16 protein-coding genes are annotated in these 19,845 nt (G+C 70.1%); 8 read left to right on the forward strand and 8 right to left on the reverse strand.

Features of this window, described 5'->3' with window-relative positions; all coding sequences use genetic code 11:
- Window positions 1-18 precede the first annotated feature (18 nt).
- Window positions 19-648, forward strand: coding sequence for a TetR/AcrR family transcriptional regulator (locus tag OID54_RS07405; protein WP_329015708.1), 630 nt, complete (start codon window positions 19-21; stop codon window positions 646-648).
- A gap of 289 nt (window positions 649-937) precedes the next feature.
- Here the strand turns inward: OID54_RS07405 and OID54_RS07410 are convergent, their stop codons facing one another.
- From OID54_RS07410 to OID54_RS07420, 3 genes are all read right to left on the reverse strand, one after another.
- Window positions 938-4,522, reverse strand: coding sequence for a hydantoinase B/oxoprolinase family protein (locus OID54_RS07410; RefSeq protein WP_329015712.1), 3,585 nt, complete (start codon window positions 4,520-4,522; stop codon window positions 938-940).
- 170 nt (window positions 4,523-4,692) lie between these two features.
- A complete protein-coding gene (locus OID54_RS07415; RefSeq protein ID WP_329015714.1) occupies window positions 4,693-6,111 on the reverse strand; it encodes a HEAT repeat domain-containing protein in 1,419 nt (472 codons plus the stop codon).
- Between the two features lie 253 nt (window positions 6,112-6,364).
- Entirely contained in the window at window positions 6,365-6,757 is a 393-nt protein-coding gene (locus OID54_RS07420; protein WP_329015716.1) for an ankyrin repeat domain-containing protein, read from the reverse strand.
- Between the two features lie 403 nt (window positions 6,758-7,160).
- Here OID54_RS07420 and OID54_RS07425 point away from each other — a divergent pair, with 403 nt between their 5' ends.
- Window positions 7,161-7,355, forward strand: a complete 195-nt coding sequence (locus OID54_RS07425; protein ID WP_329015719.1) for a hypothetical protein — start codon at window positions 7,161-7,163, stop codon at window positions 7,353-7,355.
- A gap of 163 nt (window positions 7,356-7,518) precedes the next feature.
- On the forward strand, window positions 7,519-9,063 hold the full coding sequence (locus OID54_RS07430; RefSeq protein ID WP_329015721.1) for a hypothetical protein: 1,545 nt from the start codon (window positions 7,519-7,521) through the stop codon (window positions 9,061-9,063).
- Between the two features lie 80 nt (window positions 9,064-9,143).
- On the opposite strand, the gene OID54_RS07435 is transcribed toward OID54_RS07430, so the two are convergent.
- Window positions 9,144-10,643: an SCO1417 family MocR-like transcription factor gene (locus tag OID54_RS07435; protein WP_443055540.1), complete on the reverse strand. Its 1,500-nt coding sequence runs from the start codon at window positions 10,641-10,643 to the stop codon at window positions 9,144-9,146.
- Between the two features lie 97 nt (window positions 10,644-10,740).
- Between OID54_RS07435 and yczE the strand changes: the two genes are divergently transcribed.
- The 4 genes from yczE (at window position 10,741) to OID54_RS07455 (ending at window position 14,363) form a co-directional block, all read left to right on the forward strand.
- Window positions 10,741-11,544, forward strand: a complete 804-nt coding sequence (gene yczE, locus OID54_RS07440) for a membrane protein YczE (protein ID WP_443055541.1) — start codon at window positions 10,741-10,743, stop codon at window positions 11,542-11,544.
- Window positions 11,541-12,305 (forward strand): glycerophosphodiester phosphodiesterase, encoded by a 765-nt coding sequence (locus OID54_RS07445; RefSeq protein WP_329015727.1) that lies wholly within the window; start codon window positions 11,541-11,543, stop codon window positions 12,303-12,305. The genes yczE and OID54_RS07445 overlap by 4 nt, the downstream gene beginning before the upstream one ends.
- 42 nt (window positions 12,306-12,347) lie before the next feature.
- Entirely contained in the window at window positions 12,348-13,721 is a 1,374-nt protein-coding gene (locus OID54_RS07450) for an MFS transporter (protein WP_329015730.1), read from the forward strand.
- Between the two features lie 267 nt (window positions 13,722-13,988).
- The gene (locus tag OID54_RS07455; protein WP_003959706.1) at window positions 13,989-14,363 is read left to right on the forward strand and encodes an RNA polymerase-binding protein RbpA; all 375 of its coding nucleotides are present in this window, start codon (window positions 13,989-13,991) and stop codon (window positions 14,361-14,363) included.
- Window positions 14,364-14,787: 424 nt separating this feature from the next.
- On the opposite strand, the gene fxsA is transcribed toward OID54_RS07455, so the two are convergent.
- The 4 genes from fxsA to OID54_RS07475 form a co-directional block, all read right to left on the reverse strand.
- Window positions 14,788-15,396 (reverse strand): FxsA family membrane protein, encoded by a 609-nt coding sequence (gene fxsA, locus OID54_RS07460; protein WP_329015732.1) that lies wholly within the window; start codon window positions 15,394-15,396, stop codon window positions 14,788-14,790.
- Between the two features lie 123 nt (window positions 15,397-15,519).
- On the reverse strand, window positions 15,520-16,305 hold the full coding sequence (locus tag OID54_RS07465; protein WP_329015734.1) for a polyprenol monophosphomannose synthase: 786 nt from the start codon (window positions 16,303-16,305) through the stop codon (window positions 15,520-15,522).
- Between the two features lie 578 nt (window positions 16,306-16,883).
- Window positions 16,884-18,527: an amidohydrolase gene (locus tag OID54_RS07470; protein WP_329015737.1), complete on the reverse strand. Its 1,644-nt coding sequence runs from the start codon at window positions 18,525-18,527 to the stop codon at window positions 16,884-16,886.
- A gap of 21 nt (window positions 18,528-18,548) precedes the next feature.
- The gene (locus OID54_RS07475) at window positions 18,549-18,989 is read right to left on the reverse strand and encodes an Lrp/AsnC family transcriptional regulator (protein ID WP_329015740.1); all 441 of its coding nucleotides are present in this window, start codon (window positions 18,987-18,989) and stop codon (window positions 18,549-18,551) included.
- Between the two features lie 202 nt (window positions 18,990-19,191).
- Here OID54_RS07475 and OID54_RS07480 point away from each other — a divergent pair, with 202 nt between their 5' ends.
- On the forward strand, window positions 19,192-19,602 hold the full coding sequence (locus OID54_RS07480; RefSeq protein WP_329015743.1) for a hypothetical protein: 411 nt from the start codon (window positions 19,192-19,194) through the stop codon (window positions 19,600-19,602).
- Window positions 19,603-19,845 lie beyond the last annotated feature (243 nt).

Here is a 19,845-nt window from a genome sequence, read left to right on the forward strand (position 1 = left end):
ATGACTTACGATGACTTCATGTCAGAAGCGACCGCTCAACCCGGCCCGGTCCCACCGCCTCGCGCTCTTAAGCGGCGAGACAAGGCCGCCACCCGCGCAGCTCTCCTCGACGCCGCCCGCCGTCGCTTCGGCACCCAGGGATACGACGGCACCGGTGTCCGTGACATCGCGGGCGAGGTGGGGGTGGACCCAGCACTCGTCTTCCGCTACTTCGGGTCCAAGGAGAAGCTCTACGCCGAGGCCGTGCACTTCAACGCGCCCAAGACGGTGACCGGTGGTCCACACCGTCCGATCACCCACATCACGGACGATCTACTCCGCAGCGTGCTGTCCTGCGATCAGCAACAGGTCGGGGACGAACACCCGCTGCTGGTGATGCTGCGCTCCGCCGGTCGCGCCGAGGTCCGCGAGCAACTGCGCACCCAGGTCTGCTCGGGCTACGTGCAGGACCTCACCCAGCGCCTGGAGGGTGAGGACGCCGCGCTGCGCGCGGAGTTGATGGGAGCCCTGTTGCTCGGGATCGGGGTGATGCGTTCGATCGTGGAGTCCCCGGTCCTCGGCAAGGCGTCCTTCGAGGAGACACGCGTGCTGGTGGCACGGTTGATCGCGCACCTCGCGGCCGACCAGCCGGTACGCAAGACCCCCTGATTCCTCACTGCGCTGCCAGCTGCCAGAGTGCGCTTCCGCGGGTGGGCGCGGACGACGGCTGCCCGATGGCGCCCACGCAGCAGAAGACCCGAGCGCACCCGGGCGGCACCAGTACGCGTCGCTCTCCGGGCACATCCCCGCCCGTCCCCGCCCGTCCCCGTCCGCCAGCAGCCCGACGGCCGCCTGTCATCCGCCCGGCGGCACTGCTCACGGCGTCCCCGCAGCACATCCGGTCGAGCCTGCCGTGGAACAGCGCGCGCCCAGCCGCCACCGGGCTCGGGCATCGCCCCTACCGCTCCCCGTATCCCCCGCCGCCGGGGGTCTCGATGACCAGGACGTCCTCGGGCCCCATCTCGACCGAGTCGATCCCCTCCAGCCGGACCGTCGAACCGTCCGCCCGCCGCACCCGGTTCGCCCCCAGCGCTCCCGGCCCCCCGCCTGCCATTCCGTACGGCGGCACCCTCCGGTGCCCGCTGAGCAGCGTCACCGTCATGGGTTCAAGGAATCGAATGCTCCGGACCACTCCCCGACCACCGCGCCAGCGGCCGGTGCCGCCGCTGTCCTCGCGTACGGAGAAGGAATCGACGCGCACGGGGTATCGCCACTCCAGGACTTCGGGGTCGGTGAGCCGTGAGTTGGTCATATGGGTCTGCACCGCATCCGCCCCGTCGAAGCCGTCCCCCGCTCCTGAACCGCTGGCGACGGTCTCGTAGTACTGCACCCGGTCGTTGCCGAAGGTCAGGTTGTTCATGGTGCCCGATCCTTCGGCCTGGACGCCGAGGGCCGCGTACAGCGCTCCGGTGACCGCCTGCGAGGTCTCGACATTGCCGGCCACGGTCGCCGCGGGATAGGACGGGGCAAGCATCGACCCTGGCGGCACCCTCACCTCCACGGGCACCAGACAGCCGCTGTTGAGGGGGATGTCCTCCCCGACGAGGGTCCGGAGCACATAGAGGACGGCCGCCATGACCACCGACGTGGGGGCATTGGCATTGCCGGGCCGCTGGGGCGAGGTGCCGGTGAAGTCGATGACGGCCGAGCGCTCCTCGCGGTCGACGCGCACGGCGACCTGGATGACGGAGCCGTCGTCGGTCTCGTACCGGTACTCGCCCCCGTGCAGTTCAGCGATGATCCGGCGCACGGACTCCTCGGCGTTGTCCCGTACGTGCCGCATGTAGGCGTGCACGACGTCGAGGCCGAACTCGTCCACTGCGCGCCCCAGTTCCTCGATGCCCTTCTCATTGGCGGCGATCTGGGCTCGGAAGTCGGCGATGTTGACGTCCGGTGCACGGGAGGGGTGAGGAGCTTCCCTCAGCAGGCTGCGGGTCTCCTGCTCGCGCAGTCGGCCGTCCCGCACGAGCAGCCAGTTGTCGAAGAGGACGCCTTCGTCGTCGATGGTCCGGCTGAAAGCGGGCATGGAGCCCGGGGTGATGCCGCCGATCTCGGCGTGGTGACCGCGCGAGGCAACCAGGAAGCGCAATCGGCCGTCGGTGAAGACCGGCGTCACCACCGTCACATCGGGCAGATGGGTGCCGCCGTGGTAGGGGTCGTTGATCGCGTAGACGTCCCCGGGTCGCATCGTCCCCTCGTTTCGGCGCAGCACCTCCTTGATGGACTCCCCCATCGATCCCAGGTGTACGGGAATGTGGGGGGCGTTGGCGATGAGATTGCCTTCGGGGTCGAACAGGGCGCAGGAGAAGTCGAGCCGTTCCTTGATGTTGACGGAGTGCGCCGTGTTCTCCAGGCGTACGCCCATCTGCTCGGCGATGGCCATGAAGAGGTTGTTGAACACCTCCAGGAGGACCGGGTCGGCGTCGGTGCCGACCGCGGTCCTCGGTGGCCGGGGCCGCACGCGGGTCAGGATCAGTTCGCCCGTGTCGCGGGCCTCGGCCTGCCAGTCGGGGTCGACCACGGTGGTGGCGTCGGGCTCGGCGACGATCGCGGGTCCCGCCACGATGCCCCCCGGGCCGAGCGAGGTGCGGTGGTGGAGGGGTACCAGGTGCACGGCGCCCGTCGCGTACATCTCGACCCGTGTCTCGGGCTCGGACGCGGTACGTGTGGCCTGTACGACCGGTTCGCCGTGCTCACCGGCGGCGCCGACCGCCTCCACCGAGACCGCCTCCACCACCAGGGAGGTGTCCATGGTGAACCCGTAGCGGGCGCGGTGGGCGGCGGTGAAGGAGTCGGCCATGGCGGTGGCGGACTCCAGCGGTACGGGCAGGGCGGTGTCCGTACCGGCGTATCGGAGCAGTACGCGAGTACGGGTGGTGATGGCCGTGTCCGCGAAGTGGTCGGCGGTCAGGTCCTCGTGCGTCTGCTGGGCGAGTTCGGCGCTCAGGGTGTGTACGCGGGCGGACGTGTCGTCGTCGAGTTCCGCTTCCACGGACCGTTCGCGCATGGCGGTGGCGTCGGCGAGGCCGATGCCGTAGGCGGAGAGCACCCCGGCGAGCGGTGGCACGATCACGGTGGTGATACCGAGCGCGTCGGCGACCGCGCAGGCGTGCTGACCGCCCGCGCCGCCGAAGGAGTTCAGGGCGTAGCGGGTGATGTCATGGCCGCGTTGGACGGAGATCTTCTTGACCGCGTGGGCCATGTTGAGTACGGCGATCTCCACGAAGCCCTCGGCGACCTCTTCGGGGGTACGGGCGCTGCCGCTCTCCTCGCCCACCCGCCGGGCGAGTTCGGCGAAGCGCTCCCTCACGGTGTCCGCGTCCAGGGGTTGGTCGCCGTCCGGTCCGAACACGGCCGGAAAGTGCTCGGGTTGGATGCGCCCGAGCATCACCTGGGCGTCGGTGACGGTGAGCGGGCCTCCCCCGCGGTAGCAGGCGGGCCCGGGGGATGCCCCAGCGGAGTCGGGGCCGACGCGGTAGCGGCGGCCGTCGAAGTGGAGGACGGAACCTCCGCCGGCGGCGACGGTGTGGATGCTCATTATGGGTGCGCGCATCCGTACGCCGGCGACCTGGGTGCCCAGTTCCCGTTCGAACTCGCCCGCGTAGTGGGAGACGTCGGTGGACGTTCCCCCCATGTCGAAGCCGATGACGCGGGGGAAGCCGGCGCGTGCTGCGGTGCGGGCCATCCCGACGACGCCTCCGGCCGGGCCTGAGAGCACGGCGTCCTTGCCTCGGAAGTGGGCCGCCTCGCGCAGACCTCCGTTGGACTGGAGGAACATCAGCCGGATGCCGCGGAGTTCGGCTGCCACCTCGTCCACGTAGCGGCGCAGGATCGGCGAGAGATAGGCGTCCACGACGGTGGTGTCGCCGCGGGGGATCAGTTTGATCAGCGGGCTGACCTCGTGGGAGCAACTGACCTGGGTGAATCCGGCAGCCCGGGCGGCGGCGGCGATGCGGGCTTCGTGTTCCGGGTGCCGATAGCCGTGCATCAGGACGATCGCGACGCTGTCGAACCCGTCGGCGCGGGCCGCACGAAGCCGTTCGACAACGGTGGGAAGATCGAGGGGGCGTACGACCGTGCCGTGTGCGTCGACCCGTTCCGGCACCTCGATGACACGCTCGTACACCGCTTCCGGCAGGACGATCCTTCGGTCGAAGATCCGCGGACGGTTCTGGTAGGCGATGCGCAGGGCGTCCTCGAAGCCCTCCGTGATGATCAGCACGGTGGGTTCGCCGTGCCGTTCCAGCAGGGCGTTGGTGGCGACGGTCGTCCCCATCTTGACGACGGAGACGCGGTCGGTGGGGATCGGCTCCCCGGGGGCGAGGTCGAGAAGTGCCCGGATGCCGGCGACTGCTGCGTCCGGATAGCGCTCGGGGTCGTGCGAGAGGAGCTTTCGGCTGACGAGCCGTCCGTCGGGCCGTTTGCCCACGACGTCGGTGAAGGTGCCGCCACGGTCGATCCAGAACTCCCAGCGCCCGGTCATCCTGCCATTCTGGCAAGAGGGAGCGTGGTGGACTCGGTGGCGCCGTGTGCGTTCCGCCAGGTGGTGGGCGTGCGATGTGCTCGGGTGCCGTGTCGAGGGCCCGCGCCTGCGCGTCCGCCGTCTCTCACGACCATGGAGCCGTGGGACGGCGGACGCGCCGGGGCGCAGGGTCAGCCGACGGGTGCGTCCGGGCCGATCCGGCTGCGTACCGCCGTTTGGACCTCGGCCTCCTCGGCCGGGTCGGCGGCGAGTCGGCGCAGTCGCTCGGCGACCCGCACATCGCCGGTCTCCGCGTGCAGCGCTGCGACCTCTCGGGTGGTCTCCTCGCAGTCCCAGAGACACTCGACCGCGAACCCGGTGGGGAAGGAACCGTCGGTCGCCGCCAGTGCCCGGGCCGCTCGCCCGCGCAGTTGGGACGAGGCGGTCTCTCGGTAGATATGGCGCAGTACGGGGGCGGCGCAGGTGATGCCCAGCCGTCCGGTGCCGTCGACGAGGGTCCACAGCATCGGTGCGTCGGGGCCGTCGGTCCGTACGGTCTCGCGCAGGGCGCCGAGGACGAGTGCGTCGTCACCGGCGACGCCGCGGCAGGCGATGACTCCTGCGGCGGACTTCCCGAGCGCATCCGGGCGGTGAACCCAGGTCCGCGCCCGACTCACCACCTCTGGACCGCACATGCGCTCGAATGCCGCCGTCGCCGCCTCGGCGACGGTACGGGAGCCGTGGGAGACCGCCGCATCGATGAGGTCGAGCACCGCGGGATCGGATGATTCCGCGAGGTAGTGCAGGGCGGCGCAGCGGGCGCCGTCCGGGCCGCTGCGGGCAGCGGTGAGGATGGCGGCGCGGTCGTCCGCGCCGGCGACCGCGGACAGGCAGCGCGCGGCCGGCACGTGCAGCATGGCACCGCGCTCCAGACCTTGTTCGACCCAGTCGAACACGGCTTGTACGCTCCACCCGGGCCGGGGCCCGCTGGGTCGCATCTGACGTTGCCATCGATCGAAGGACCCGGCCTCCTGTGCGGCGCGGATCCGCGGGCCGATGTCGGCCCGGGGGTCATCGGCCCACAGGCGCCAGGGTCGTGGCTCGAACGCGTCACGGACCGTGGCGGCCAGTTCGGCGTCGCCCTCCGGGGTGCTCGGGAACCTGGCGAGGACGGGGGCGGCGAGTGAGCGCAGTCCCGCGTCGTCGTCGCGCAGGGCGAGTTCATCGAGCGCCCAGGCCCAGTTGGCACCGCTGCGGGCGTAGTGACGCAGCAGTTGCAGGGCGTCCGCCCTGCCGTACGACGCGAGGTGGCCGAGCACGGCGAGGGCGAGGCCGGTCCTGGCCTCGTCGGTGTCGCAGTGGTCGTCGACGTCACAGAGGTGGCGCTCGATCTCCTCAAGATCACCGTGGAGATCCAGGTAGAGGCGTGCGTAGTAGAGGGAGCGATTCTCGACCTGCCAGTCGTGGCGCGGGTCGTGGAGCACGCAGTGGTTGAGGGCGGCGAGCGCCTCGGCGCGGGGGGCCGCGAGCGCGTGCAGCGTGCCGTCGCCGCGGCCTCTCTGCAGCAGACCGAGCAGCGTACCGCTCGGCGCTATGACTGGATCAAACATGGGGAAGGCCTCACATCAAGCTCTCGACGCAACCGGGGACTGGGGTGCCTAGGCCGCGCAGCAACATGTAGGGCCGCCCGTGGTCTGCTGCTTGGTGTAGAGCATCTTCCTGCCTCTCGTCGGTGGCCCCAGGGGGAATTCCCGGTGATGTCCGGGACAGGGCCCGACGTCATGATGACCCACCCATTTCGCCACCGCGACCACATTTACGACGCCCCTTGCGGGACCCGTCCGCCGGGGCCGGTCGGCGGGCTCATCGGTTGCCGAACAGCTCCAGAAGCTCTGTCTTCCCAAACATGCGCGCGGTATCCACGGCGGAGGGGGTTCCTGCGGACGGATCGGCTCCGGCGGCCAGGAGCACTCGGATCACTTCGTCCTCCCCCTTGAAGACGGCTCCTGCCAGTGGCGTCTGCCCCCGGTCGTTGGGGCGGTCGGGCTCGGCGCCGCGTTCGATGAGGGCACGGACGGCGGAAGCATGGCCGTGGTAGGCGGCCAGCATGACCAGGGTGTCACCGCGGTCATTGGTGAGGTTGGCGGGGACGCCGGCGTCGATGTACGCGGAGAGGGCCTCGATCTCACCGCGCCGGGCGAGGTCGAAGACCTTGGTGGCGAGTTCGATCACCTCAGGGTCGGGAACCTCACTCATCGGTTGGACCGCCTCTCTCGTTCCGGTGACCACAGGGGGTGGTCGACGACCGGTGGCTGACTGCTGACTGTTACCCGCCTCCAGGAACCTCCTGGTGGCGGGCCGGGGTCCCAAGACCGGGGCATCCGAGCACAGGGGAACAGTCGTACGGACGACATGTCAGAGTACTGCCCGCACCGAACGCGGAGTGAGCCCCTCCGCGTTCCGCGAGCGGCCGTCGTGGACCGTCGCCCGGGGCACTGTGCCCGCTGACGGCGGAGTGTGCCCCTCGGGAGGCCGCGCCCTCTCCGCCAGTGCAGTGAAATTCAGGGATTTTCACCCATTTACACCTTTTATCGCATAGATACTTCCTGTGAGGTTGGAAGAACTCGTGGTGACTGTCCCCTTCGACCAGGAGAACCTCATGATCCTTTCCATGTCAGGTGTGGTGCTGCTCGCGATCATCGTCTTCCTCTTCTTCCGCAAGGACGGCCTCAAGGCGTCCCACGCCGTCGTCTGCGCGCTCTTCGGCTTCTTCCTCGCGGGCACCGCCATCGCCCCCAGCATCGAAGCCGGCAGCCAGAGCCTCGCCAGCCTCCTCGGCGGGATCAAGTTCTGACCCCTGCCGCCCGGCCCCGGCGCCCCCACCACCCAAACCGAGCAGCTCCCACCCACCCGAACTGTGTAGCTCCCACCCACCCGAACTGTGTAGCTCCCACCCACCCGACCCAGCAATCCCCCGTCCCAGCAATCCCCCGTCCCAGCACCCCCAGGAGAACGATGTGGCCCGGCGACCGTTCCCCCGCATCCTCAGCAGCGGATCCGCGCGGATCACCCGCGGCCGGGAGATCGCCCGCACGGCTGCCGACAGCGCCACCGACGTCCTCCATCCGTTGATCATCGTCTCGCGCGGCCTGGGCAAGCTCGCGGGACTGGCCCGACGGAAGTGGGCCGCAACCCCCAAGGAGAAGCGCGGTCCCACGCTCCTGGTGGTCGCGGGGTGCGGACTGGCGGTGGCTCTCGTCCCGTACGGGCCGGCCATGGCCCTCGCCTCGGTCATGGCCGCGGCGGCCTGGCAGGGGCGAGGGCGCAGCACCGCGAAGTCCGGCCCCGACGAGGCCGAGGCCGGCCGGCTCACCGCGCTGTACGAAGCGCTCGTGCCGTACTTCTCGACGCCCGACGATCCGGCGCCGCTCTACGCCCACGGCGGTTCCTGGACCGATGCCTTCCACGACTACGCCTTCGACGGCAACGGCCGACTGACCGGGCTGCGCATCAGCTACCCGGCGTACTTCACCGACGGCGAGGACGAGTCCCGCGCCCGCGTCGAACAGGTGGTGCACGCCAAATCGGGCCGCGGCAGGGAGTACCGCTTCATCTGGGACGAAGAGGGCAACGAACTGGTGATGAGCGTCCTGCCCGCGCTCTCCACCGCCATCGCGGCCCAGCGGTTCATCACCGTCCCCGGTGAGACCGTGCTGGGCTTCACCGACCCGGGTGCGGTCCAGCGCACCGTGCCCGTGGTGGACGGCGACGAGACCCGCGACGCGCCACCCGTGATCTGGCGCACCGGCCCCAGATCCACCGAACCGCACCTGCTGGCGATCGGCGGACCGGGCAGCGGGACCACCAATCTGCTGCGTTCCATCGCCCTCCAGGCACTGCCGTACGGCGATGTCCTGATCGTGGAGGGTGCGGGGGCCGGCGAGTACTCCTGTCTGCGTGGACGGCCCGGTGTCCTCGCCGTCGAATGCGGTCTGAGCGGGGCGCTCGACACCCTCCAGTGGGCCGTGCAGGAGACGGAACGGCGGCTCGTCGCCGCGAACCACGCCCGGCAGGCCGACCGTCCGCTGCCGGAGGACGTCCGCCGACCGCTGTGGATCCTGGTTGACCGGCCCAGCGTCCTCGGACACCTGGCCGCGGCCGACGGACGTTCCGACCCCCAGGAACTCCTGGCGGTTCCCCTCCGGCACGGGCGGGCCGCCTCCGTCACGGTCGTGGTGGCCGAGCAGTTCGACAGCCTGGAGACCCTCACCGAGACCGTGTGCTCCCACACCCGCGCCCGGGTCGTCCTCGGGCCGGCCGGATTCGACGAGATCGAGGCCGTACTCGGCGCGGTCCCGCACACCACCCCCACCCCCGACGTCCCCCCGGGGCGTGGCTATGCGCGCCTCGGCATCGGGTCGGTACTGCGCGTACAGGTGCCGGCGACGCCCGACCCCTTCGACGGCGCGACGAGCGACACCCACCGACAGGCAGTGCTCGGCCTCCTACCGGAACACCACCAGCGGGCGGAACCGGTCCCGGCGCAGGCCGAGGGTGTCTGAGGGGTCTCCGCAGGTGGCGAGTCCGCCGACTCGGCCGTGAGCCGGCGGGGTAGCACCGAACTCCGAACGGAATGGACCGATCAGGCGACGAAGGTGCGCGGCGCTTCCGTCCCCGTGGTGACACCCGTCTCCACCAGCCGGGCCGCCGCCGCAAGTCGCGCCGCTGCCTCGTCCGCGACCGCGCCGCTGACCGTGAACGGCAGCCGCACGAAGCCCTCGAACGCCCCGTCCACCCCGAACCGCGGCCCCGACGGCACCCGTACGCCCACGCGCTCGCCCACCTCGGCGAGCCGGGACCCGGAGAGCCCACCGGTGCGCACCCAGAGCGTGAGCCCGCCCCGCGGTACGGCGAACTCCCACGAGGGCAGCTCCCTGCGCACCGCACCCACCAGGGCGTCGCGATTCTCCCTGGCCTGCGTGCGGCGGGCCGACACCGCCTCGTCCCAGTTGCCCGTCCGCATCAGCCACTGCACCGCCAACTGCTCCAGGACGGGGGTCCCGAGGTCGGCGTAAGCGCGTGCGGCGACCAATGAGCGGATCACATCGGGCGCCGCACGGACCCAACCGATCCGCATGCCCGCCCAGAACGCCTTGCTCGCCGACCCGACCGTGATCACCGTGCCCCCGGCAGGATCGAAGGCGCAGGCGGGGCGGGGCATCTCCAGATCGTCTTCGAGACGGAGTTCGGACATGGTCTCGTCCACGATGAGCACGGTGCCGGCGGCCCGGGCGGCGTCCACGAGTCGGCGCCGCTGGTCCTCGTCGGCGAGCGCGCCCGTCGGGTTGTGGAAGTCGGCGACAACATAGGCGAGCCGGGGCGCCGCATCCCTGAGCACCTGCTTCCAGCGGGACAGGTCCCAGCCTCCGAGCCCCTCCTCCATCGCCACCGGCACCAGTCGGGCACCTGCCTCGCGCATCAACTGGAGGATGTTGGCGTACGACGGCGACTCCACCGCGATGCGTTCGCCGCGGCCGGCGAACAGATGGCAGATGGCGTCCATCGCGCCCATGGCGCCGGTGGTGACCATGATCTGCTCGGGCATGGTGGGAATGCCGCGCTGGCTGTAGCGCTCGGCGAGCATCTCGCGCAGGGCGGGGAGGCCGGCCGGGTAGTCGCCGTGGGTGTGCGCGTAGGGAGGGAGCTCTTCCAGGGCGCCTTGGACGCTGCGGGTGAGCCAGGGTTCGGGAGCGGGGAGTGCCGCGCAACCGAGGTCGATCATGGAACCGAGCGACTCCGGGGGCAGCGGTTCCAGACCACGCGCCGGCAGCGGATTACCGGCCGGCACCGCCGTCCAGCTGCCCGCGCCCCGTCGGGACTCCAGGAAGCCCTCGGTCCGCAGGGCTTCGTACGCGGCGGCGACCGTGGTGCGGCTCACGGAGAGCGCCAGTGCCAGTTCGCGTTCCGCGGGGAGCCGGGAAGCAACCGGAACCCGCCCCTCCAGGACCAGCAGTCGAATGCCGTCCGCGAGCGCACGATAGGCGGGGGGCTTCCTCGTGCCGGGGCCGGCCGGGCGGGGCTGCTGCACGGCCAATTGCCGGGCAAGCTGCGTTGCACCCACTGCCGAAGTCCACTGAGCCACGAAAATCAGTCCACCTTCCTGGAATTGGCCATGGTTGCCAAGAGTTCCCCCGCCACAGAGTGTCATGAGGCAGTCCACTTCTTCCAGAGGGGCCATCGTGTCCATAGATTCAGTCGGTCCCATAGATCCCGTCGGGGCCGGCCCCACGACCGGGGAAGGCGAGCCCGCACGGCCTGGCACGGACGGCGTGGGCCCGGCGCCCGAGACCCCGAAGGAGCTCCGAGGCTCCGAAGGCGGGAAGGGTGCCGGCCGGCGGCCCGCCTCGATCCCCCGCAGGCTGGTGCAGCTCTACCTCGGACTGGTCCTGTACGGGGCCAGCTCGGCCCTGCTCGTGCGCGCGGGACTCGGGCTCGAACCGTGGAACGTCCTGCACCAGGGCGTCTCGGAGCGGACCGGGCTGACCATCGGCACGGTGGCGATCATCGTCGGGGCCGTGGTGCTACTGCTGTGGATACCGATCCGGCAACGCCCCGGCCTCGGCACCGTCTCCAATGTCGTGGTCATCGGACTCGCGATGGATGCCGCACTGGCTGTCGTGCCGGACATCGACGCCCTACCGGCTCAGATCGCGCTGATGGTCACCGGCATCGTGCTCAACGGCATGGCGACCGGCCTCTACATCGCGGCCAGCTTCGGACCCGGCCCGCGGGACGGACTGATGACCGGACTGCACCGGCTCACCGGGCGCTCGATCCGAATGGTGCGCACGGGAATCGAGGTGGCCGTGGTCGGCACCGGCTTCCTACTGGGCGGTTCGGTGGGCATCGGCACCGCCGCCTACGCCCTGTCGATCGGCCCCCTCGCACAATTCTTCCTCCGACTGTTCGCCGTCCCCGAACAGGGCACCGGCACCGTGGTCGTCGCCTCGCGTTCACCTCGGCGGGCGATACTGCGACGGTGACCGGAGCACCCCACCCCTACCTTGAGCACCCCTCGGTCCTGGCCTTCGCCCACCGCGGCGGCGCGGCCGACGGGATCGAGAACACGGCCGCCGCCTTCCGCCGTGCGGCAGCGCTCGGCTACCGCTACTTCGAGACGGACGTCCACACCACCGCCGACGGGCGGCTCGTCGCCTTCCACGACGCGACCTTGGACCGCGTCACCGATGCCACCGGGCGGATCGCCCGGCTGCCGTGGAGCGCGGTACGGCACGCCCGGGTGGACGGACGGGAGCCGGTGCCGCTCTTCGAGGACCTGCTGGAGGAGTTCCCGCGGGCCCGCTGGAACGTGGACGTCAAGACCGAGACCGCGGTCCGCCCGCTCGTGGACCTCATCCGTCGCACGGGCACCTGGGACAGGGTCTGCGTCGGTTCCTTCTCGGAGCGCCGGATCCGTCGGGCGGTGGATCTGGGCGGCCCCCGGCTGGCCACGTCCTACGGCGCCCGCGGAGTGCTGGGACTGCGGCTGGCCTCCCTCGGCCTGCCCGTCGCCGTTCGCGCGGGCGGGGTGTGCGTCCAGGTTCCCGAGGCGCAGAAGGGGGTACCCGTGGTGGACCGCCGCTTCGTCACCGCCGCGCACGCCAGGGGGCTCCAGGTGCACGTCTGGACCGTGAACGACCCGGATCGGATGAGAACCCTCCTCGACCTGGGTGTGGATGGCATCATGACCGATCATCTGGAGACGTTGCGCACAGTGCTGGACGACCGGGGGGCCTGGGCCTGATTCCGTGCGTCCCGCATCAGGGAGCTGAGTGAGGGGGCACGGATGACGACCGGGAGCACCGACGACACCGAGACGTCGACCGGCTCGGACGACCCCCTCGACCCCGGCGCTCGCCGGCGCGAGCAGCGCGGCTGGTACTTCTACGACTTCGCCTGCTCCGTCTACTCGACGAGCGTGGTGACCGTGTTCCTCGGCCCCTATCTGACCTCCGTTGCCAAACGGGCCGCGGACGGGGACGGATTTGTGCACCCGCTGGGCATCCCCGTCCGGGCGGGCTCCCTGTTCGCGTACTCCGTCTCCCTGTCCGTGATCGTCGCCGTGGTGCTGATGCCGATCGCCGGCGCTTGGGCGGACCGGACCGGCCGGAAGAAGCCGCTGCTCGCGGTCGCCGCCTACGTGGGCGCAGCGGCCACGACGGGCATGTTCTTCCTCTCCGGTGAGCGCTATCTCCTGGGCGCGTTCCTGCTGATCGTCGCCAATGCGTCGCTCTCGGTCTCGATGGTGCTCTACAACGCCTATCTGCCCCAGATCGCCGAGCCGGCGGAACGTGATGCGGTCTCCTCGCGCGGATGGGCGTTCGGCTACACCTCGGGCGCGCTGGTCCTGATGCTCGATCTGGCCCTCTATCTGGGCCATGAGGGGCTCGGGCTGTCCGAGTCGGAGGCGGTTCGCATCTGTCTGGCGTCGGCGGGGCTGTGGTGGGGTGCCTTCACCCTGATTCCGCTTCGCCGACTGCGTGATCGCCACATCCCGCCCAGCGGGGACGGCGCCGTCGGTTCGGGTTGGCGGCAGCTCGTGGCGACCGTCAAGGACATGCGCAGACATCCCCTCACGCTGTCCTTCCTGCTGGCCTACCTCGTCTACAACGACGGCGTCCAGACCGTGATCTCCCAGGCGTCCATCTACGGCTCCGAGGAACTGCATCTCGACCAGTCGACCCTGATCACCGCCGTGCTGCTGGTCCAGATCCTGGCGATCGCGGGTGCACTGGGCATGGAGCGGCTCGCCAGGACGCACGGGGCGAAGCGCACGATCCTGGGCTCCCTCGCGATCTGGACGCTCATCCTGGTCGCGGCCTACTTCCTGCCCGCCCGCTCACCGGGGTGGTTCTTCGCGCTGGCGGCGGGAATCGGCCTGGTGCTCGGTGGCAGCCAGGCTCTGTCCCGCTCGCTCTTCTCCCATCTGGTGCCCCGTGGAAAGGAGGCGGAGTACTTCTCGGCCTACGAGATGAGCGACCGGGGGCTCAGCTGGCTCGGACCGCTGGTGTTCGGGCTCGCGTACCAACTGACCGGCAGTTTTCGCGATGCCATCATCTCGTTGGTGATCTTCTTCGCCTTGGGATTCTTCCTGCTGGCGCGGGTACCCGTACGACGTGCGGTCGCGGCAGCGGGCAATCCCGTACCGGAACGGATTTAGACGTTGAAGTCAAAGGGCGGTAGTGTACGCGTTTGGCCTGCCAGGCGGACCGTTACTGCGCAGAAGGGGAAGTGAAATCCGCGGGTGACACTTTCTGTCAGATGTGACAAACCGGTCACTGGTGGGTACCCCAACGTAGGGGAAAGCAGCGGCACGACGGGCGACGCATGACCCGGAACGGGAATCTTTACGGCCGACCGGACGTTGACCGGATGACGACGACAGCGACACCTGTCCTGTGGGCGACAAGCCCGGGAGGCACGATTCATGAGTGAGCGAGCTCTCCGCGGCACGCGCCTCGTGGTTACCAGCTACGAGACGGACCGCGGCATCGATCTGGCCCCGCGCCAGGCGGTGGAGTACGCATGCCAGAACGGACATCGGTTTGAGATGCCGTTCTCGGTCGAGGCAGAGATTCCGCCGGAGTGGGAGTGCAAGGCGTGCGGCGCCCAAGCACTCTTGGTGGACGGGGACGGCCCCGAAGAGAAGAAGGGGAAGCCCGCGCGGACGCACTGGGACATGCTCATGGAGCGGCGCACCCGCGAGGAGCTGGAGGAGGTGCTGGCCGAGAGGCTGGCGGTCCTGCGCTCCGGCGCCATGAACATCGCCGTGCATCCTCGGGACAGCCGTAAGTCTGCCTGACCGGCACTGCATCGCGTACCACCGCAGCACCGAGTTAACTACATCAAGTACAAGCGAGCCGCGGGCTGTACTCCACGCAGAGTGGAGTACAGCCCGCGGCTCTGTGCGTTGCCGTGCGCCCGGGTTCCACGGATTCCGGCCTGGCGCAGCGCCAGGCCGACTCCTCCAACGCACGCTGACCGTTGTCCGGGACCGACCTGTTTCGAGCCGCCTCAGGGTCCGGACGACGACAGGACCCGTACGGCCGGTCCCACTCCGCCTTTCCGTACGCCGATACGTAAATCGGGCTGGTTCGTACGGAGAGAACTGGTTCGTGTGGAAAGAACGGCCAGAAGGGAGCCCGGGCCGCTCTGGTCACTCGACACCGACCAGCGCGCAGAGGGGGAATTCCACCCCTCAGCGTCAGCGACAGGCGTTCATGAGGTCAGCGGTGGCTGGGGCCGGGCTTGCCCGTATCGCCGGGTCCCCGGCGTTCGCGGCCGGTCTCCTGCTGGCCCGCGTCCTCACGGATGACCTCTCCGGGCACGACCTTGCCGTCGGGCCGGTGGATCCTCGCCTGCTGGTAGGCATCGCCGATGGTGCCCGGCGATGCGGCCCGCACGCGTCGCTCCAGCGACCTCTCGACCGAGCGGCGGAGGACCGAGCGGACGGGCGGGACGAGCAGCACCAACCCGAGCACGTCGGAGATCAGTCCGGGCAGCATGATCAGCAACCCGCCGAGCATCAGGAGCCCGTTGCCGTCGCTCTTGGCACCGGGATCGCTCGGGGGGCCCGACTGCGCAGGCCCGCCCTGTTGGCGCTGGATCGTCTCGGAGAGATTGCGGAACGCCCGTCGACCCGCTCGCTTGATGACGGCGGCCCCCAGGAGGCCGCCCGCGATGAGCAGGGCCAGTACGGTCAGACCGCCCGCCGCGGCGGCGACGAGGGTCAGCAGCCAGATTTCCAGCACCAGCCAGGCGACCAGGGCGAGCGGAATGAAACTGCGGGCGCGGGAGCGCTTGGGGGCTGTCGGGGGCGTGGCGCCGATCGTCATGTCACCAGTGTGCCTGGACGTCCGCCGAAGCGGCGTAAGGGGGTGATCAAGAGGATCACCACCGCGGGCCGGAAGGGGTTCGGGATCGCATCGGCACCGGGCTGCGGGGACCGCTTTGGACGGTCAGAGCGTCTTACGACCGCGCAGCCGGTTCGCCCGGTCGTTGAAGCCCCAACCCGCGACGCGCCAGAGGGCTTCCACGGCGATGTTCCGGTTCATCTTGGAGTCGCCGAGCTCGCGCTCGACGAAGGTGATGGGGACCTCCACCACGTGATAGCCGGCGGCCACGGCCCGGCGGGCGAGGTCGACCTGGAAGCAGTAGCCCTGGGAGGCGACCTCGTCGAGTCCGAGGCCCTTCAGCGTCTCCGTGCGGAAGGCGCGGAAACCGCCCGTGACATCGCGGATCGAGATTCCGAGGAGCAGTCGGGAGTAGGTGCTGCCGCCCCGGGAGATGAACTCGCGGTACTTGGGCCAGTTGACCACCCGGCCGCCGGGCACCCAGCGTGATCCGAGAACCAGGTCGGCGCCCTTGAGCGCGGTCAGCAGCCGGGGAAGCTCCTCGGGCTGGTGGGAGCCGTCGGCGTCCATCTCGATGAGCACGCCGTAGCCGTTCTCCATGCCCCAGGCGAAGCCTGCGAGGTAGGCGGCACCGAGCCCTTCCTTCCCCTTGCGGTGCAGCACCTGCACCTGGGGCTCTTCGGCGGCGACCTCATCGGCGATCTTGCCGGTGCCGTCGGGGCTGTTGTCATCGGCGACGAGGACGTCCGCATCGGGTACTGCGGCGCGCACCCGGGAGACGATCTTCTTGATGTTCTCGGCCTCGTTGTAGGTCGGAATGATCACCAAGGATCTGCCGAGCGGCCCGTACCGCTTCCCCTGGGCTTCGCTGTCCCTAGCGCCGTCGTTCACTACTGCCCCTTTTAATGTCCGTGCACAGAACCCCACCATAGCGAGCGGGCCGCGCCGGCTCACGACAGCACGGACCTGGGGTGTCGTGCCCGAGGTCCGTGCTGGTGCGTGGTGCGGGTCGGCCCGGTGGCGGCAGGTGTCACCGGTGGTCCCAGGGACGGTATCGCGAATGGTGCGGATCGGGGCCCGGCGTCCTTCGGGCCGGCCTGGGACCCGCTGGCTGCGGGTCGACCGAGAGCCGTTGTCTACTGAACGCCGGACCCCATCCGGGTCGCACCAGCCGGCCGGCTGAAACCTTCCCTCGCCCCCGAGGCGCGGGTGCTGGACCTGGCTCCCAGTGGCAGTGCCCCGGTGCGGCGCACTGCCCCCTGGCCCAGCGGCGTTCAGCGACTGCGTGGAGATCCCACCGGCCGGACGTCCTGTGGTGGACTCGGCCGAACCTACCCGCCCGTGGGCGCTCCATGTCAACAGTCGTGCGATCTGCGTGGTTTGCCCATTTCAGCCGGATCGATACCGAAGATCCGCAGGTCGTGGCCGAACGTCACAGACAGTAGCGCTCCGTACGAAATGTCCGTACGTCACTCGTTCGGCCGGTCAAACACGGTCCGTCCGGAGACCACCGTGCGCAGGCAGCGCGGCAGTTCACGGCCGGGCGTGAGATCGGGCAGACCGGGGGTGCCGGAGCGCGGGTCGGTGGACCAGCGCGCCACCCGGTCGTCGGGGGCCTGGACCACCAGTTCCTCGGTGCGCCACACGGCGTAGTCGGCCGGGGCTCCGGGCACCAGCACACCGGCGTCGTCCCGGCCGGCGGCCCGCCAGCCGCCGCGGGTGTGAGCGGTGAAGGCGGCCCGCACCGAGATCCGGTGCTCGGGGGTGCGGTGAAAGGCCGCGGCCCGGACGGTGCCCCACGGATCGAGCGGGGTGACGGGACTGTCGGAGCCCAGCGCCAGGGGCACTCCGGCTCTGAGCAGCGCGGCGAACGGGTTGAGCGTACGGGCCCGTTCGACGCCGAGGCGCTCCGCATACATGCCCTCGTCGCCGCCCCACGCGGCGTCGAAGGCGGGCTGGACGGAAGCCGTGAGACCGAACTCTGCGAAGGCCGCGATGGTTTCGGGCGTGAGCATCTCCGCGTGTTCGATGCGGTGTCGAGCGGCCCGGACCCGGTGCAGACCGACCAGTTCGGCCGCGGCGCGCACACCCTCCGTGACCGTGGTGAGCGCGGCGTCGCCGATGGCGTGGAACCCGGCCTGGAGGCCGGCCTCGGTGCACGCGGCGACGTGTGCCGCGACGGCGGCCACATCAAGGTGCGCCGACCCGGTGTGGGCATCGGCGTCGGCGTAGGGGGTGTGGAGGCAGGCGGTGTGGGAACCGAGGGAGCCATCGACGAACAGGTCTCCCGCAGCGCCGACGGCGCCGAGCTCCTTGATCCGTTGAGCACCGTTCGCATCCGCGATGCGCTCGGCCCAGTATCCGACCACCCGAGGCCCCGCACCTTCCACGGCCAGGGCCAGCAGGGCGGTGAAGTCCTCCTCGTCGGAGATATCGGGCCCGCCGCACTCATGAAGGGTGCCGATGCCGAGGGAGGCCGCGCGGTCCAGCGCGGCCCGCTGGGCTGCGGCCCGCTGCGCGGGACTGACGGCCTCATGGGCAGCGGCTCGCACGGCGTGGTGGGCCGCAGCGGTGAGCGGTTCGTCGGGGCGGTAGCCGGGCAGCCCGGTGACCTCGGGTACGAGGTCGAGCAGGGCGGTGGTGACGACGGCGGAGTGCACGTCGATCCGCGTCAGGTAGAGGGGCCGACCGCCGGTCGCGGCGTCGAGTTCGGCGCGGCTGGGGTGACGCCGCTCGGGCCAGCGGGCGGCGTCCCAACCATGGCCGAGAAGGACCTTGTCCGCGGGGTGTGCGGTGCTGTGGTCCCGTACCAGCCGCAGGGCGTCGGCCAGGGTGCTGGCGTCGGACAGATCCAGTCCGGTGAGGGCGAGCCCCGTGGCGGTGGTGTGCACGTGTGCGTCGGTGAATGCCGGGGTGACCAAGGCGCCTTCGAGGTCGACGACCTCGTCGACGCCGTCGGCGAAGGCATCGGCGGCCCCTTCGGAGCCCACCCATGCGACATGGCCCCGCTCGATGACCATCGCGGTGGCGAAGGGGTCGGCCGGGCTGTGGACTTCCCCGCCGCGCAGCAGGGTGGTGCGCTGTGCGCCGGGGACGGTGGTGCTCTCGCTCATGGGGTCAGCCTAGGCACTGGCCTAGATGCGCAGCGGGCGGGCCTCATAGGGAGTCGAGAGGACGACCGTGGTGCGCGTGGAGACGCCGGCGAGGGAACGGATGCGGGTGAGGAGGTTCTCCAGTTCCAGGGGCGTGGAGACCCGCACCTTGAGGATGTAGTTCTCGTCCCCGGCGACGCTGTGGCACGCCTCGATCTCCGGCACGTCGGCCAGCCGTTCGGAGATGTCGTCGGGGGCGCTCGGGTCGAAGGGCTTGACGGAGATGAACGCGGTCAACGGCAGCCCGACCGCCTCGGAATCGACGACCGCGACATAGCCCCGGATGACTCCACGCTGCTCCAATCGGCGGACTCTTTGATGCACCGCGGAAGTGGACAGGCCGGTGGCCTTGCCCAGGTCTGTGTAGCTCATGCGCCCGTCTTTGACGAGCAATTCAACGATCTGACGATCCAGCTCCTCCATGCGGATCAACCTAATTCCCCAGGTCGGCTACGGCACAGTCATATGCGATGCCGGAGGGCACTGATGGCCGCCATGTGACGAACGCCACACGATTGGCGCGCCCTTGCCCGTGACCGGATGGTTATGCGCCCGCGCGGATGGGAAGTGCTTGCTGTGGTCGAGGCCACATGTGCCTGATTGGCCCACCCGAGGGGGAGATCCCATGCAGAACGTCAGGAACATCAACCGTCATCAACCGGAGCCCCTCGATGTGGCTGAACCCGGTGAGGCGGATGAGCTCGATACCTACGACACCTTCGAGATGTACCGCGTGATCTGCCCGGACTGCGTCCAGCCGATCGCCCTGCTCGCGGGCGAGGACCTGCTGCCGGAGCACGCGCTGTGCCCGACCCCGTGGAATCCGTTCGGACTGACCGTGTGCAGCGGCACCGGTCGAACGGCAGCACAGGCGCGGCCCGCCGATGAGAACCTCGTGGCCCAGGAACAGGAGATGGGACTTCTGCTGACCCTGCCCCAGGGACTCGACTGGCGGATGCAGCCCTTCTCCCACGTCGGCGGCCCGGAAACCCGACCGGTTCGGGTGCCCCCGATGCGCAGCCGCCGCGCGGCCTAGAGCCCCCGCTGCTCGCTTCTCCGCAGTTCCCTTGCCCCACACGTGCCTTCACCATGGCAGCCGACTGGCGTGGTGCAGGATCCGTTGACACGGGCTCTCGGGCCCGGTCGCGAACGAACACCGGCTCCACCCCGACTCACCTCTCTCCACCCGCGGGCCGTGGCCCTGCTGCTCGGCGTGAACGCCTCGCCCCGTCGAGCCTGCCCGCGTCTGCGCACCCCATGCCCCGTACACCCGGATGAG

Source organism: Streptomyces sp. NBC_00690, assembly GCF_036226685.1.
Lineage (GTDB): Bacteria > Actinomycetota > Actinomycetes > Streptomycetales > Streptomycetaceae > Streptomyces.

Excerpts from the sequence above, each read along its gene's own strand:
- OID54_RS07455 (WP_003959706.1), top strand. The coding sequence starts at position 13,989 with ATGAGTGAGCGAGCTCTCCGCGGCACGCGCCTCGTGGTTACCAGCTAC.
- fxsA (WP_329015732.1), bottom strand. The coding sequence starts at position 15,396 with ATGACGATCGGCGCCACGCCCCCGACAGCCCCCAAGCGCTCCCGCGCC.
- OID54_RS07475 (WP_329015740.1), bottom strand. The coding sequence starts at position 18,989 with ATGGAGGAGCTGGATCGTCAGATCGTTGAATTGCTCGTCAAAGACGGG.
- OID54_RS07405 (WP_329015708.1), top strand. The coding sequence starts at position 19 with ATGTCAGAAGCGACCGCTCAACCCGGCCCGGTCCCACCGCCTCGCGCT.
- OID54_RS07470 (WP_329015737.1), bottom strand. The coding sequence starts at position 18,527 with ATGAGCGAGAGCACCACCGTCCCCGGCGCACAGCGCACCACCCTGCTG.
- OID54_RS07420 (WP_329015716.1), bottom strand. The coding sequence starts at position 6,757 with ATGAGTGAGGTTCCCGACCCTGAGGTGATCGAACTCGCCACCAAGGTC.
- OID54_RS07410 (WP_329015712.1), bottom strand. The coding sequence starts at position 4,522 with ATGACCGGGCGCTGGGAGTTCTGGATCGACCGTGGCGGCACCTTCACC.
- OID54_RS07415 (WP_329015714.1), bottom strand. The coding sequence starts at position 6,111 with ATGTTTGATCCAGTCATAGCGCCGAGCGGTACGCTGCTCGGTCTGCTG.
- OID54_RS07450 (WP_329015730.1), top strand. The coding sequence starts at position 12,348 with ATGACGACCGGGAGCACCGACGACACCGAGACGTCGACCGGCTCGGAC.
- OID54_RS07480 (WP_329015743.1), top strand. The coding sequence starts at position 19,192 with ATGCAGAACGTCAGGAACATCAACCGTCATCAACCGGAGCCCCTCGAT.
- OID54_RS07425 (WP_329015719.1), top strand. The coding sequence starts at position 7,161 with ATGATCCTTTCCATGTCAGGTGTGGTGCTGCTCGCGATCATCGTCTTC.